This is a genomic window from Bacillus sp. FSL R5-0512, from assembly GCF_038593295.1.
GTDB classification, from domain to species: domain Bacteria; phylum Bacillota; class Bacilli; order Bacillales; family Bacillaceae; genus Bacillus; species Bacillus safensis.
Map to the genome: position 1 here is coordinate 2,953,006 of NZ_CP151982.1, position 15,599 is coordinate 2,968,604.

The following is a 15,599-nucleotide window of genomic DNA, read 5'->3' on the forward strand; positions in this document are numbered from 1 at the left end:
CCTGGTTTATGTACTGCTTAACGAAATCTCTTTCGTCAATTCTTTTCTAATTTCGGGAATATTATACTACAGTGCAGATAGGTTGTATATGTGATTTCTAAAAGCGTCTTTTCTGTTCATAAAACAAAAAAACAGCCTCTAAAAAGACTGTTTTTCACTCTTCAATGAATTGATTTGTTCTCCATTGATGACGACTTTCTGAAAAGCAGGAGAAACGGCATGCTCTAAAGATAATGGATACGCCACATCATCTATGACACAATCTTTCATTTTAAAGTGAGTCACAGGAGAATGTGCATATGCGGCTATTTTCACACCATATCGTCCGCCGCTGCTTTTGAGTCCTTCCACTTCAATATGACGTACAACAGGACGATGCGGACCAGCATCTCCTTCCTCATACATCATGTCGATACAGACCACTTCATGCTTTAGACTTTTGACTGTATTGTTTTTAAAATAAATATGTTCAATGGTGCCGCCTCTGACAGAGTTGGTTTTAATACGCAGTGCCCGGTCAAGGTTCGGACTGTCCATGACATTATCTTCTGCATAAACATGCCTTACTCCGCCAGAGATTTCGCTCCCGATCGTCACACCGCCGTGTCCATCCCGCATCTCATTTCTACGAATGACAATGTTTTCAGATGGAATCCCTAATCTCCGTCCATCCTCGTTTCTGCCCGATTTGATGGCAATACAATCATCTCCGTTATCAAAATAACAATCTTCAATGAGCACATTCCGGCAAGATTCCGGATTGACACCATCTGTGTTTGGTCCATGCCCAATGATTTTAACGCCGCGGACGATGACGTTATCACTTAACACAGGATGAATTTGCCACATCGGTGAATCCTTCACTGTCACTCCTTCGATTAGCACATGCTGACATTGGTATGGCTGAATAAAGCTCGACCTTAAATAATGACCTTCTCCAAATACCCTTTCTTCTACCGGTATTCTCTTTTCCGCCATTTCAAACAAAAGCTGGCGATCCCGATCCTGAGAGGGCTGGCCATTTGTCCCATACTTCCAGGGCCACCAATGATGCTCATCCCCTCTGCCATCAAGGGTTCCGGCTCCAGTTATAGCGATGTTTTCTGCATGGTGTGCATAAATGAGAGGTGAATAATTATAAAGTTCAACCCCTTCATATCTTGTCAGTACAAGAGGCAAGTAATCCTTTGGGTCTTGGCTGAATGTCACATAGGCTTTCTCATGCAGATGAAGTTCTACATTGCTTTTCAATTCTAAAGCACCTGTCAAAAATGTCCCTGCTGGGATCAGCACCCGTCCCCCTTTCAACCGATGCGCATCATCAATGGCAGACTGAATGGCATTTGTAGAAAGCTCTTGCCCTTCCGCATCTGCTCCATAATGCACCACATTCAATTCACGATCTTGGAACTGCGGTGCTTTTATCTGCTTTAGCACTTGATCAATTCCGTTTGCTTTCTTATTTTTCTTCACTTGCTTTGCTAAACGAGCAATTCCGACTCCAGTTAGTACCGTTCCTGCTGTGATATACATCAAATCCCGTTTTTTAGACACTTTCTCATCCCCCAGTCGCCTTAAAGTGTGACACCTGTTTTGAAAATAGCCAGCTCTCTAAAATTGTTTTTTTCATGATTTAACAGCTTCCCGCTCGCCACATCAATGACAGTTGAAATGAATTTTTCTAATACAACATCTTCCGGTACATCTTCAAGCAGTTCTCCGGCATTAAAGTCAATCCAGTGCTTTTTTGTTTCATATAAGGCTGTGTTGGTTGAGATCTTCATTGTTGGCACAAACGTACCAAATGGTGTCCCCCGGCCTGTTGTAAACAGGACCATTTGACAGCCAGAAGCAGCAAGTGCAGATGAAGCAACTAAATCATTACCAGGTGCACTTAATAGGTTCAATCCCTTTTGTTTCAGCAGCTCTCCATATTTCAATACATCTTTAATATCAGAAGTACCTGCTTTTTGTGTACAGCCAAGAGATTTATCCTCTAATGTCGAAATTCCACCTGCTTTATTTCCCGGGGAAGGATTTTCATATACCGGCTGTCGATGATCCATGAAGTATTGTTTAAAGTCATTGATCATTTGCACAATATTGTCGAAAGTCTTTTCTGATTCCGCTCTCTCCATTAAAATCGTTTCAGCACCAAACATTTCTGGCACTTCTGTCAGCACAGTTGTTCCGCCTTGCGCGACAAGAAAATCGGACAGTCTGCCTAAAAGCGGATTTGCGGTAATACCAGAGAATCCATCTGATCCTCCGCACTTCAAGCCAATTTTCAGCTCAGATAACGGAATGTCTTCACGATGATCTTCTTTCGCCGCATCATAAATTTCCTTGAGTAAAGCGACTCCCGTCTCAATCTCATCTCCTACTTCTTGGCTTCTTAAAAATTTCACTCTCGTACGGTCATATTCACCTAATGTGGACTGAAAATCCTCAATGTCATTGTTTTCACACCCAAGCCCAAGAACGAGTACTCCTCCAGCGTTAGGATGCTTCACCGCATTTTGTAAAATGGTTTTGGTATTTTCATGATCGTCCCCAAGCTGTGAGCAGCCATAATTGTGCTTTAATACAAGGGCTGTTTCAAAAGGATGGATGTTTCCACCCATTTCAGCGATGAATATTTGGATCATTTGATCGGCGATGCCATTCACGCATCCAACGGTAGGAACAATCCAAAGCTCATTGCGGATTCCGCTTCCGCCATTTTTTCGTTTATACCCTTTAAATGTAAGATTCGTTTTTTCATAGGGGTTTTCTGATAATGAAGGCTGGTATTCGTATTCCAGCTTGCCAGATAGATTGGTTTTGATATTATGCGTATGCACCCATTCTCCAGCAGAAATGGCAGTCACTGCATGACCAATGGGATAGCCATATTTGATAATATTCTCTCTTTGCTTGATTTCAGCCAATGCAAACTTATGACCTTTGGCGACGGTCTCTTTTAAGATAATCGTATGTCCTTGATGCTGCAGCTCCTCCCCTTGCTCAAGTCCTTTTAAAGCAATACCGACATTATCTGAAGGGTGGATGACAATAAAGTCTTTCATGCTTTCTCCCCCTGACTTTCATATTGATGAAGCATCATTCGATGAACAGCTGCTCTCATCCCATGCGTCTGTATGAGGGTAAGCTGATCAGCTACAGCTTGACTCAATCCATTTATATCTGTTAAATCTCTGCCCCATAATGACTCGCATGAAAGAATTTTCGCTGCAACTCCTTCATTAGAATGGTTTTCCTCGTCCCATGCTTCCTTCATGAGCGTTAGCACAGTTTCATCATCCTTTACCCTTCCTGCATGTGCTCTGTAGAAATAAATGAGACTGCTAAGTGAAAACACAAGTTTCATTGGCAGCTGTTTCTTTCGCTCGACATAATCAAGCAATGACGGAAGATTACGGGTTCGGAATTTGGATACCCCATTCAGCGCAATATCCAGCAATTGATGCTTTACAAATGGATTGCAAAAACGATCCCAAACGGATTGTGTATAAAGAAGAAGCTCATCTTCAGGGAGTTCAAGCCCTGGCAATACTTCCTCCTTCAGCATACGCCGGATGAACGGACCAACATGCTCATCATCCACAGCTTCCTTTACAGTTTCTAAACCGCATGAATAGGCAATCGGCACCATCGCCGTATGTGCACCATTTAAAATTCGTACCTTGCTCATACGATAAGGCGCAATATCCTCTACAAAAAGTACATTTAATCCTGCTTCTTGAAAGGGGAGCTCCTTTTTCACAAAAGCGGGCGCTTCAATGACAAAAAGATGATAATATTCTGCCGTGACAAGCAATTCGTCGATATACCCTTCTTCCTTTCGTACGATGTCAGCCGCTTTCTTAGAGAATCCAGGGACAATCCGGTCCACAAGCGTATTACAAAACGTGTTGGCTTCCTTAATCCATGTAAAAAACGCAGGCGGCAGTTCCCACTCAGCTGCCATACTGATCACATATTCCTTCAATCGATCACCATTTTGTTCAACCAATTCACAAGGCAGAATGATCAGTCCTTTCTGCTCATCTCCAGCAAATGCTTTAAACCGGTGATACAAGAACGCTGTCAGCTTTCCTGGAAAACTGGCTTGCGGCCGATCCTCCAAACGATCCTCCTTTCTGAGCACAAGTCCTGCCTCTGTCGTGTTTGAGAAAACAAAGCGGAGATTCGGGTTTTCCGCTACGTGTAAAAATTCCTCGTAATCCGTATACGTACTAATTCCTCTGCTAATCGATTGGATGATCATACGTTCATTCATTTCTTGCTGGTCATGATATCCCTGAATACATAATGTGTACAAGCCATCTTGTTCATTTAATGCTGCTACCGATCCTTTTCGAGGAGGAACAACAACCGCTCTTCCTTTAAAATCTGTGCAGTCGTTCAGCTTCTGGATGTGCCAATTGATAAATCCTCGCATAAAATTTCCTTCACCAATCTGCAAAATCGTTTCCGGATACTCAGGTGCCGGGTATATGGCTTCTGATAATCGTTTCAAATGGATTCCCCTCTCCAAGTATTATGCACACGTGAACATTTTTCTGAGAAGGTGCTGATTACTGCACCTTTTTGACTGAATCTCTTATCATCAGCTCTGTGTGGACATACACTTTTTCCATATGATCTTCTTCTTGCTCTTCACCGTTTATCACTGAAAGGATAGCTTCTGCTCCAAGTGCACACATTTTTTCAATCGGTTTTTTCACCGTTGTCAATGCAGGTGTGGTATAGGATGAAAAGGCAATATCATCAAAACCAATAATAGAAATATCACCTGGACACGTTTTGCCTTTTGCAAATAATGCATTCATTGCACCAATCGCCATGTCATCGTTTGAGCAAAAGAGCGCTGTTGGCGGATCATCAAGGGCCAGCAGCGATTCCATTGATTCATAGCCGCTTTTCATGTGATAGTCGCCTTTCATCATATATTCTTTCTTCATAGGTATTTGGTGATCAATTAACGCTTGCAGGAAACCAGCTTTTCTTTCTTGAGTTGATTTAAAGCCTTCTTTCCCTTCAATGATGGCGATTTGTTCATGACCTTGCTGAATGAAATGGTGTGCAGCCTGGTAAGCTCCTTGACTATCATCTGCTAATATATTCATGACCTCATGACTTTCTACACGGCGATTCAGCACAATGATGGGAATGCCCTGTTTCTTCACATGATGGATAAATGCTTCATCGTGTTCGCTTTGACTCATGAGCAAAATGCCATCGTAGCGTTGTTTATGAATGGTTGTGTAATCGTGAAAGTCGTCAATTCCTCTTACAAAGAGATTATAATACTCTGTCATGACGCTGTTGACACCTTTTAACGCATCCACAAAGAAGCTTGAAGATGTGCCTTCTGTTAAACTCGTAAAAAACAGACCGATTGTAAATGATTTTTGTGATACTAGGCCTCTCGCATGGACATTCGGTGAATAATTCAGCTGTTTTGCAATCGACAAAATCTTTTGTTTTGTCTTCTCTTTAATAAAAGGACTGTTATTCAAAGCCCTTGATACCGTGGTATGAGAGACGTTTGCCAATTTTGCTATGTCTTTAATTGTGACTGTCATGCTATTCCGCCTTTTATGATTTTTTACCATCTTATCATAAAACCGCTTTCATTTTCTTCATGTCATTTTGTTTGGGTGATGCTTGAGCTTATTTGCCCGGTCAAATTGGAAATACTGCCTGGCATTTTCATAGCTGATTCCTTTCACGATTCCCCCTAACAGCTCAAGATCATAAGGGGCTTCTCCTTTTTCTACCCAATCTCCAATGATATCGCAAAGCAGTCTTCGAAAATATTCATGCCTTGTATACGACAAAAAGCTTCGTGAATCTGTCAGCATCCCAATGAAACGGCTGATCAGCCCAATACTGGATAGAGCCATCATCTGCTCTGTCATCCCTTGTTTCGTATCATTAAACCACCAAGCTGTGCCGTGCTGGATCTTCCCAGGTGTCGTCCCGTCTTGAAAGCTTCCAGCCAATGTGGAAATCACAACATGATCCCTAGGATTCAAGGAATAAAGAATGGTTTTTGGCAGTGCCTGTTCTTGTTCTAAACGGTCCAATATTCTGCAAAGCGGCTTGGCAATGTCTTCATCATTCATCGCATCATACCCTGTATCTGGCCCAAGCCGCTCAAACATTTTCGTATTGTTGTTCCTAAGCGCATTGATATGAAGCTGCATCGCCCAGCCCCGCTCATAGTAAGCCTGACCTAGCTTTATGAATGTTTGTGTTTTAAATTTGATCTTCTCTTTTTCCGTCAATGAATGCCCAGACATTCTTTTATGAAAGATGGCTTCCACTTCTTCTTCCGTCGTTTCTTCAAACGTCATTTCGTTAATGGCATGATCTGAGATCAGGCAGCCCTGTTTATGGAAAAAATCAATTCTTGTACGGAGTGCTTTCAAAAAGTCTTGGTAGGATTGGATTGGAGTAGATGAAGCCTCTGCCAGTTCGTGAACATACGCTATAAATAGGTGATTCGTTATATCAAGTGCCTTATCAGGCCGAAATCCGGGCAGTACTTGCACAGTGAATCCTTCTTCCCGCAGTTTTTGATGATAGCAAAGCGAGTCGACTGGATCATCTGTTGTCACGACTGTTTCAACGTTCGATTTCACAATGAAGTCTCTTGCACCAAAACCCTCTCCTTGCAGCTTTTCATTTACTTTTTGCCAGATGATGTGTGCGGTTTTTTTGTTTAAAAGTTCTTCAACTCCAAAATATCGTCTCAGCTCTAAATGAGTCCAGTGATAGAGCGGGTTTCCAATGGTCATGGGAACGGTCTTCGCCCACGCCAGAAATTTCTCATAGTCTGAGGCATCCCCTGTGACGTGCGATTCGGGTATGCCATTAGCTCTCATGGCACGCCATTTGTAATGATCTCCGTAAAGCCATGCTTCGGTGATATTATGGAAGGTTTTATTTTCATAGATTTCTTCGGGGCTTAAATGACAATGGTAATCTATAATTGGAAGGTCCTTAGCAAACTCATGGTATAGCTTTTCCGCCGTCTGACTGTTGAGTAAAAACTGTTCATCTAAAAAGGCTTTCATCAAACTCCCCCATTTCTCATATAGATAAAAATAATTTGTTCACGTTAACAATTTTATTGTAATCGTTTACAAAATTGATTTCAATCCTAAAACAGGAAAAAACGATCTCCTTTAGAAAAGAAAATCGTTTTTTGGCTATTTTACAGGTGATGATTTTTTTAGGATAATCGCAATAGTTGTTCCAGTGCCTAGTTCACTTTCAACTTGAATATCACCGTCATGCAGCAAGACGAGCTCTTTTGCTATCGCAAGCCCGAGACCTGTTCCGTTCGTTGGATCATTTGTATTTGTCCCTCTGTAATAGCGGTTAAATAGGTGATCCACCGTTTCCTGTGCCATTCCGCGGCCATTGTCTTTCATTTCGATCCGAACTTCTTCCTCTGTTTCAGATAAAACAGCTGTAATATGGGTGCCTTTTTCGTTATGCTTCACTGCATTCGCCAGCAGGTTCTCAATCACTCGTCTGAACCATGCTTTATCGATCTCAAATATGACACCATCTGTTTGATCTTCAAAGGAGCATGGATAATCCTCAGATGAAGAGCTTCTTGAAAACTCGTCCATAATGGAAGTTAAAAATTCACTGAGTTCAACCGGTTTCCGATTAATAGGCAGGGCACCATTCTTCAATCGGTACGTGAGGTTTAAATCCTCAATCAGTGTCGACATGTATTCTGATTTCTCACGAATCACCTGTCCCATTTCCATGACTTCTTCTTTGGACCATTGATATTGATCGGATTCAAGCATGAGTCCATAGCCGTAAATCGTACTTAGAGGCGTTTTCAAATCATGAGACAATCCTGCAATCCATTCTTCCCTTGTGGTTTGAATTTTTCTTCGGTTTGCTTCATTCTCTTTTAATGTAAGCGTGAGCTGATCCATTGTTTTTAGGATATCCTCAAATAATCGGTATTCCCGCTTAATACGGCCTTTTTTATTTTTACTGACTGGAATTCCCTTTCTATTTGTTGGTTCCTGCAATTTATTTTTTGATAAGAAAATCAGCCAGCGAATAATGTGATAAATTGGCAGCCCATAACGATACGAATACCACAATGTCATGACAATAATAATAGTGAGTGCAAGACCTGCAATTAAGATGGTTGTATATTGATTTAAAGCGTCTCTCTCTTTATCGTAAAGCTCGTCTGGGCTGTATACTTTATTTGGTACCGAGACGATGATATACAGGTTTTTATTCACCTTCATATAAGTGAGGTCACTTCTAAACTCCCAAGGCTTCGATTGATACTTGAGCAATTCAACATCTGTTACGTTATGTTTCAAACTAGTGTTGGCCCGAATGCCTTTTAAATATTTTCCTTCTTCATTGAACAAATGAACCGATCCATTCATTCTCTTCAAGAATTCTTTCGTTTCAACCGAATATTGAGATAATGCAGCCAAATTCTTCTCGTGCTGTTTCAGATAATTGGCTACCTTTGTGCTGTTCGTTTTGAACCCATATAACACAGTAAAACTTTCTTGATCAATCTCAATTGGCCAGAAGTACATCTTGTAATCTTTAAATTCCCTTTTTTCAAAGATCTTGATCATTTCATCCTTTTGATAAGACGTTGGAATTGATTTAGGGCGGTGATAGCTATAAACGGTATTCTTCTTTGAATCAATCACTTGCAGCCAGCCGTCTCTTTTTTCCACTGCTTGCTTGAGCTGATCGTCGGCTTCCATTTTTCCATCCTCGTTAAAATAAAGCCAGCTCATGAGTGTATCTCCATCAGCTTTTGTTAAACCAGTTTCGGTCATGTTCTCATAGTATTTATTTAAATATAAGTTCTCAGAGAACGTATTGCCGATCGTCAGAATGGCAATCACAATAAACATTTGTCCGACAAAGTGAAAGAAAAGTTTTGCTCGTAAATTCATAAATTATTGAAGGACCTTTGCAGGGTGCGGTATAAATTTATATCCCATACCACGGATCGTCACAATATATTCTGGCTGACTCGGATCTAATTCAATCTTTTCCCTCAGCTTTCGAATATGAACCATGACAGTGTTGTTATCACCATATGATGGGACGCCCCATACTTTCTCATAGATTTGATCTTTTGAGAGAACCACATTCGGATGGTCACAAAAGTACTTCAGCAAAGAAAGAAGCTGAGCAGAACATGCCGTCACCTCTCCTCTTACTTTCAATTCGGCTGCATGAGGATGATAGGAGAAATGGGCATAATGATATTGGCTTTGAGTGTCTTCTTGCTCCTCCTGTAAGGAGATATAAGTTCGGTTTAGGTGAGCCTTAATTCTAGCCACTAGCTCAAGCGGGTTAAATGGCTTTGTGATGTAATCATCTGCCCCCTGTGCAAAGCCCGTCAGTTTATCGACATCAGACGTTCTTGCAGTTAAATAGAAAATAGGCACTTTCGTTAACTTTCTGATTTCAGGCAGAACGTCAAAACCAGACTTACCGGGCATCATTACATCTAGAAGTAAGAGGTGGATGTCCTCGTTTTTGACAATATCTAATGCTTCATCTGCATGGTAGGCTTTATAAATATGCTTGAATCCTTCTTTTTTTAATACGCGTTCAACCATTTTCACAATTGCTTCTTCGTCATCTGCAATCAATATTTTTGCTGTTTCCACGCATCTCTTTCCTTTCTAGCTATGATCTCTAACCGTATATTACCATTGTCTAAAGTAAAAAAGTACCTCTTTTCCGCATAAAAGCGAAAAAATATCAACTGGAGAAAATGGCAGCACGAGGAAGTTTCAAACATGCAAAAAAACCCGGCAGCTGCACCGGGTTCCTTTACATCTATTATCCATTCACAGCTTCTAGCTTTCGTTCATGATTCATTAAGTCATAGGTTAAACAGATCGGCTTATTCGTTCTAGGATCAAGCACAATTTCTGCATCAATATGGAATACCCGACTGAGTACATCTTTGGTCATGACCTCATGAGGCGTACCATCTTTTATGACTTTCCCTTGATTGAGGGCAATCATGTAATGTGAAAAACGCGCCGCATGATTCAAATCATGGATGACCATCAACACAGTTCGGCCCTGCTCTCTATTTAAGCGTTCTAACAGCTGAAGAATCTCGAGCTGATGTGCAAGATCCAAATACGTCGTAGGTTCATCTAATAGGAGCAGCTCTGTTTCCTGGGCAAGTGCCATCGCAATCCATACACGCTGACGCTGTCCGCCGGAAAGTGCTTCAATTGGCCGATCATGAAAAGCAATCATTCCCGTTTCCTCAAGTGCCCACCTAATGATTCGTTTATCTTCATTTGATAAGCGGCCAAACCCATTTTGATGCGGGAAACGTCCATATGACACGAGCTCATACACTGTCAATCCACTTGGTGCTTCGGGCGTTTGCGGTAAGATCGCCATTTGTTTTGAAATTTCTTTTGTCGGCGTCTCATGGATAGCCTTGCCATTTAAGTAAACAGCTCCTCGATTGGATTTCATAATACGAGACATCGTTTTTAAAATGGTTGATTTCCCGCAGCCATTCGGTCCAATCAGTGTTGTCACCTTGCCTTTTGGGATGCTGACATTCAAATCTTCTACAATCAAACGGTCTTGATAACCGATACAAAGCTTTTCTGTTTCGAGCGATTTCATATGTTGTCTCTCCTTCCTCATTAGTTCGATTTCATCAATAAGTAAATGAAGTAAGGTGCGCCTAAAGCAGAAACGACAAGGCCAACTGGCACTTCTGATGGTGCAAGGATGACGCGGCCAATTGTATCTGCCAGTAATAATAACAGCGCGCCAATCAGCGCGGAGGCCGGTATCATTCCTTGATGCTTTGGCCCAACAAGCTTTCTAGCCAAGTGCGGTGCGGCTAATCCTAGGAAAGAGATACTTCCTGCAACAGCAACACTCGCACCTGCTAATGCAACGGCAATCAGCATGAGAAGACTTCTTTCTTTATGAACAGAAATGCCCAATCCATACGACAGCTGATCACCTAAATTCATAATGTTTAAGTAGCGTGATCTGACAAGCGCTAATATAAGGAAAATCAGCATCCATGGCAGAACAGATAGGACATACGTCCAGCTCGAGCCATAAATGCTTCCAGATAACCACACGATAGCTTGGTTAAAATCATTTGGGCTCATTTTCAACTGGATGACCACAATTGCTGCTGAAAACGCAGCATTCACACCAATACCAGTTAAAATCAATCGAACAGGTGTGATGCCTTTTTTCCACGCTAACACATAGATGAGAAATGCAGCAAAGCCTGCACCTACGAACGCGAAAAGCGGCAGTATAAAAATCGTAAGATCACCTAAATTTGTCATCGTGCCTTGAAATGCAAAGATAAATAGCACAACGGCAAAGCCTGCACCGGCATTGACACCAAGAATACCTGGGTCAGCTAAACCATTTTGAGAAACACCTTGCCAAATCGCTCCTGATACAGCGATAGAAGCGCCGACAAGTAAAGCGATGACCATTCTTGGAAGCCTGAACTCGAATAATACGAGTTCATCCATTTCACTTCCGAATCCAAAAAGTGTTTTCAATGTATCCATCGGAGAGATCCGAATTTCTCCGGTATTTAAACTAATGAGAAACACAGCTACGATCGCGAAAAAAATCATGAGCATCGTTCGTTGATATTTCTTTTTCTTTGCTTGCTGCACCATTTCCATTTAAATCCCGCTCCTTTCACGTCTAGCTAAGTATAAGAAGAAAGGAACGCCTATAATCGCCGTAATGGCACCGACTGGCGTTTCAAACGGAGCATTGACCAGCCTTGCAGCAATGTCTGCATAAATTAACAATGTGGCCCCTAAGATAGCGGAGCATGGGATAATCCAGCGATAGTCCACTCCGACCAAGAACCGAGTGACATGAGGGATCACAAGCCCAATAAAACCAATAGAGCCTGCTACCGACACGGCAGCACCCGTTAAAAGAATAACAACCACTATACCAAGCACCTTGACCGTTTTCGTATACTGTCCAAGCCCTTTCGCCAGTTCTTCACCTAAGCTTAAAACCGTGATCGAACGGGCAAGGATCATTGCAATGATTAGTCCTGCAATGGCAACTGGAATGATGATATGAATGTTACTCCAATTCACACCTGCCACTCCGCCAGCATACCAAAAGCTCATATCTTGAGCGACGTCAAAACGGATGGCAATGGCTGAGGAGATGGAGCTCAAAAGTGCTCCAACCGCTGTACCAGCTAGTGCGAGCTTTACAGGAGTCAGCCCCCCTTTTGACATAGTACCAACACCAAATACAATAGAGGCACCGAGTGCGGCTCCAACAAATGACCAAAGAATTAATGTAAAAGAAGATTGGCCAGGGAAAAATGCTAGTGCAATGGCAATCGCAAATGCGGAACCATTTGTCACACCCATAATCTCAGGTGACGCAAGCGCATTTCTCGTCATTCCTTGCATAATGGCACCTGATACGGCTAAAAAGGCACCGACGAGAGCAGCTCCAACTGTACGCGGCAGCCTCAATTCCCGAATGATTTGATGTGAAGTTTGATGTGGATCAAAATGAAAAACGGCTTCCCATACAGTCTGTAGATGAATGTTTGCCGCTCCTAATGATACTGATAAAAAAAGACCAAATGCTAAAGCGATCATTCCTATGATGATAACAGCTGCTGTTCCAAAAGGCTTCGTGACAATATCGATCGTATCATCTCTGGCTGGCAGCTGTTTATTCGATTGTGAGCCCAAAACCAGTCTCTTCCTTTCCGTTCATGTCTATTCTCTATTAGTGATAATGATTATCAATCTCGAAGTCTAGTATATCACTTTCTTTTCTTTTTGAAATCACTGTTCTGATAAATTTCTTTATTTTCCGCAAAAAACTGTGAGAATTTCATCATTTTTCTTTTGGTTCTAAATTAGCCGATGCATTTTTATTCCTATCATGGTACGATAAAATTGAAAATGAGAATCATTATCAAGTAAAAGTGAATAGGAGAGAATTTTTGTGAAAAAACGAACTGGATTTCTTTTGATTTCTTTATCCATCCTTATGATCTTTACAGCCGCTTGCGGCAGCACTTCAAATAAACAATCTGCAACGAAAAAGAAAGACATGATCACATATCAGGATGCCAAAGGAGAAGTGAAGCTTCCGAAAAATCCGAAGCGAATAGTGCTTCTTGCAGAAAGCTATTACGGGGACCTCGTCACACTCGGCAAGACGCCGGTTGCTACGACATCACCCATCTTTAAAAACCCTTTTTATAAAGGGAAAACAGATGGAGTGAAGAATCTCGGAAGGACCCCATCAGTCGAAAAGGTAGCCGCTTTGAAGCCAGATATGATTATTGCATGGGGAGAAGACGAGAAGTTTGATCAATACAAAAAAATCGCCCCAACTGTAGCGGTTAAATACAACCAATATTCCTTCAAAGACCAGCTAAAAGAATTCGGTAAAATGACAGGTACACCAAAAAAAGCAACAGAATGGATCACGAAATGGGATACTAAAATTGCTGAGGTGAAACCAAAGGTAACAAAAGCTGTCGGCAGCAAAACGGTTTCGATCGTATCGCCATTTGATAAAGGTATTTATATCTTTGGAAACACCTTTGGCCGCGGGGGAGAAATCATTTATGACGAGCTGAAATTAAAAGCACCGAAAGTCGTCAAAAAAGAAGCGATCGACAGCGGTGTCGGCTATGCAAACATTTCTCTTGAGAAGCTGCCAGAATTCGCAGGCGACTATATTTTCACAGGTCCATGGAGCGGCTCAAAAAGTAATGGTGACCAAGTCTATCAAAGCAGCATTTGGACATCACTTCCTGCCGTCAAAAATAAACGTGTATTTGAAATAGATCCCGTCGGTTACTTCTTTAATGACCCAGTGTCACTAGAAGGTCAGCTAGAGTTCATTGTGGACCGATTGACATCTGCATCATAAAAAAACGTTTCTCCATCTCTGGAGAAACGTCTTCCTTATCTTATACCGTTTCTTTGGCAAATCCTTTTGACATGAATGGATAAAGCAAAATACCCACTAAGAATAGACCGATTCCAAGACCAAAAGTTTTCAAGTCGGCTGTTCCTGAAATAATGACCCAAGCCGAATACCCCATCGCAACAAGTGCAATGATGCCGTCTCTTGTTCGATTTCCTTTTTGAAGCTCATATGTGTCACCTTGCATGATGACCTTAAAGCTGTAGATGGAAGACACAATATACGGAATAAGATACGCAAGTGTCGCTGATGTGGTTAAAAAGGTAAAAGCTTCATTAATCGTACGTGACATCACAGAGAAGATAAACAGCTGTGACATAATATTTGTAACAGTCAAAGCGAAAGCAGGGCTTCCTTTTTTGTTTGTTTTTGCAAATACTGCTGGAAAATCACCAGCCTTTGCTGCTTGATACGGTACTTCTGAACCAAGTAAAATCCAGCCAAGCATCGAACCAAACAAACAAATAATCGCCAACAGTGCCATGACAATTCCGCCAGCCGGCCCAATAATAAGCTGAAGCACATCCACGAATGGTTTGTCAGAGCCTTGCAGTTGATCATGCGGCAGAACGCCCATTGTAATCAATGTGATAATCATGTAGATCGAAAGTGCGATTAAAAGACCTGTAATCGTCGCACGTTTCACATCACGCTGTGAGGATGCTCTTCCTGATAAAATGACAGCTGATTCAATCCCAATAAATGCCCAAAGTGTGGAAATAGCCGCATGATGAATTTGGCCTCCAAGTCCGAGCACTCCTTCCCCGCCTGTTTCAACCGGGAAGTAATAATGTTCAAATAATGCCGTTTGAAAAGCAAATAATCCCGCAACAATAAAAAGGACAAATCCAAGCACCTTCGAAAAGGTCGTAATAAAATTCAATTTACTCGCAGCACTTAAGCTTGTGATTAAAATGGTATGTGTTCCCCATAGAAGAAGAGTACATACGATAAACGTCATGAGCTGGCCAAGTGTGACCGCTTCTTTTCCAAAGGTAAAAACCTCAGTCTTCACGGTGAGAATAGGGAAAAAAGTCGTTAAATAACCAGCAAGGCTCGTAATAATCGCGACATTACTAATCCAGCTTGCCACCCAATATCCCCAAACCATTGTAAAACCGGCCGCTTTCCCTTTTTTCGGATCTTTAAAAAGCGCCCTTGCATAACTTTGTGGTCCAGCCGTCAGCTGCGGCTTATGAATGGACAAATGCCCTAATACAAGCGCAATCATCAGCACACCGCCGCCTGTGACAAGCCATGCCATCGTCACACCTAAAGGACTGGCGTGCTGGGCAAGCGTACTTGGCAGCATAAAGATGCCTGAACCTACCATATTTCCGACGACAAAGGCCGTCAATAACCAAAAACCCCATTTTTTTGTCTGTTCCATTTCCGTACCTCCGTTTTATTCACTTTGGACCAGACCCGGCAGTATCTTCATTGATATATTTGTGAAGCAATGACTTGCATTCTTTATGTTCATCATGGATTACCTTTTTAACAGCATACCCTTATTTTTGTTACTCAGAACATAAAAAAAAGCCTGAACAAAA

At 41.8% G+C, this 15,599-nt stretch carries 12 protein-coding genes; 1 reads left to right on the forward strand and 11 read right to left on the reverse strand.

Annotated elements, in window-relative coordinates:
* Window positions 1-138 precede the first annotated feature (138 nt).
* The 10 genes from NSQ25_RS15300 to NSQ25_RS15345 form a co-directional block, all read right to left on the reverse strand.
* Window positions 139-1,554: a glycoside hydrolase family 28 protein gene (locus NSQ25_RS15300; RefSeq protein ID WP_326135778.1), complete on the reverse strand. Its 1,416-nt coding sequence runs from the start codon at window positions 1,552-1,554 to the stop codon at window positions 139-141.
* A 20-nt stretch (window positions 1,555-1,574) separates the two neighbouring features.
* Complete coding sequence (locus tag NSQ25_RS15305; protein ID WP_034280890.1) at window positions 1,575-3,068, reverse strand: altronate dehydratase family protein; 1,494 nt, start codon at window positions 3,066-3,068, stop codon at window positions 1,575-1,577.
* Window positions 3,065-4,522 (reverse strand): tagaturonate reductase, encoded by a 1,458-nt coding sequence (locus NSQ25_RS15310; RefSeq protein ID WP_326135779.1) that lies wholly within the window; start codon window positions 4,520-4,522, stop codon window positions 3,065-3,067. Before NSQ25_RS15310 ends, NSQ25_RS15305 begins: the two co-directional genes overlap by 4 nt.
* A 58-nt stretch (window positions 4,523-4,580) precedes the next feature.
* Window positions 4,581-5,591: a LacI family DNA-binding transcriptional regulator gene (locus NSQ25_RS15315; protein ID WP_034280892.1), complete on the reverse strand. Its 1,011-nt coding sequence runs from the start codon at window positions 5,589-5,591 to the stop codon at window positions 4,581-4,583.
* Window positions 5,592-5,648: 57 nt separating this feature from the next.
* On the reverse strand, window positions 5,649-7,088 hold the full coding sequence (gene uxaC / locus NSQ25_RS15320) for a glucuronate isomerase (protein ID WP_326135781.1): 1,440 nt from the start codon (window positions 7,086-7,088) through the stop codon (window positions 5,649-5,651).
* Between the two features lie 135 nt (window positions 7,089-7,223).
* Window positions 7,224-8,978, reverse strand: coding sequence for a HAMP domain-containing sensor histidine kinase (locus NSQ25_RS15325; protein WP_034280895.1), 1,755 nt, complete (start codon window positions 8,976-8,978; stop codon window positions 7,224-7,226).
* 3 nt (window positions 8,979-8,981) lie between these two features.
* On the reverse strand, window positions 8,982-9,704 hold the full coding sequence (locus tag NSQ25_RS15330) for a response regulator transcription factor (protein ID WP_024423448.1): 723 nt from the start codon (window positions 9,702-9,704) through the stop codon (window positions 8,982-8,984).
* Window positions 9,705-9,879: 175 nt separating this feature from the next.
* Window positions 9,880-10,695: an ABC transporter ATP-binding protein gene (locus NSQ25_RS15335; protein WP_024423449.1), complete on the reverse strand. Its 816-nt coding sequence runs from the start codon at window positions 10,693-10,695 to the stop codon at window positions 9,880-9,882.
* A gap of 20 nt (window positions 10,696-10,715) precedes the next feature.
* Window positions 10,716-11,738, reverse strand: coding sequence for an iron ABC transporter permease (locus tag NSQ25_RS15340; protein ID WP_034280896.1), 1,023 nt, complete (start codon window positions 11,736-11,738; stop codon window positions 10,716-10,718).
* Window positions 11,739-12,791 carry an iron ABC transporter permease gene (locus tag NSQ25_RS15345; RefSeq protein WP_065215170.1) on the reverse strand — a complete coding sequence of 351 codons (1,053 nt, stop codon included), beginning with the start codon at window positions 12,789-12,791 and terminating at the stop codon, window positions 11,739-11,741.
* 259 nt (window positions 12,792-13,050) lie between these two features.
* Between NSQ25_RS15345 and NSQ25_RS15350 the strand changes: the two genes are divergently transcribed.
* Window positions 13,051-13,989 (forward strand): iron-hydroxamate ABC transporter substrate-binding protein, encoded by a 939-nt coding sequence (locus tag NSQ25_RS15350; RefSeq protein WP_326135783.1) that lies wholly within the window; start codon window positions 13,051-13,053, stop codon window positions 13,987-13,989.
* 40 nt (window positions 13,990-14,029) lie between these two features.
* Here the strand turns inward: NSQ25_RS15350 and NSQ25_RS15355 are convergent, their stop codons facing one another.
* On the reverse strand, window positions 14,030-15,436 hold the full coding sequence (locus NSQ25_RS15355; protein WP_326135784.1) for an amino acid permease: 1,407 nt from the start codon (window positions 15,434-15,436) through the stop codon (window positions 14,030-14,032).
* Between the last annotated feature and the right edge of the window lie 163 nt (window positions 15,437-15,599).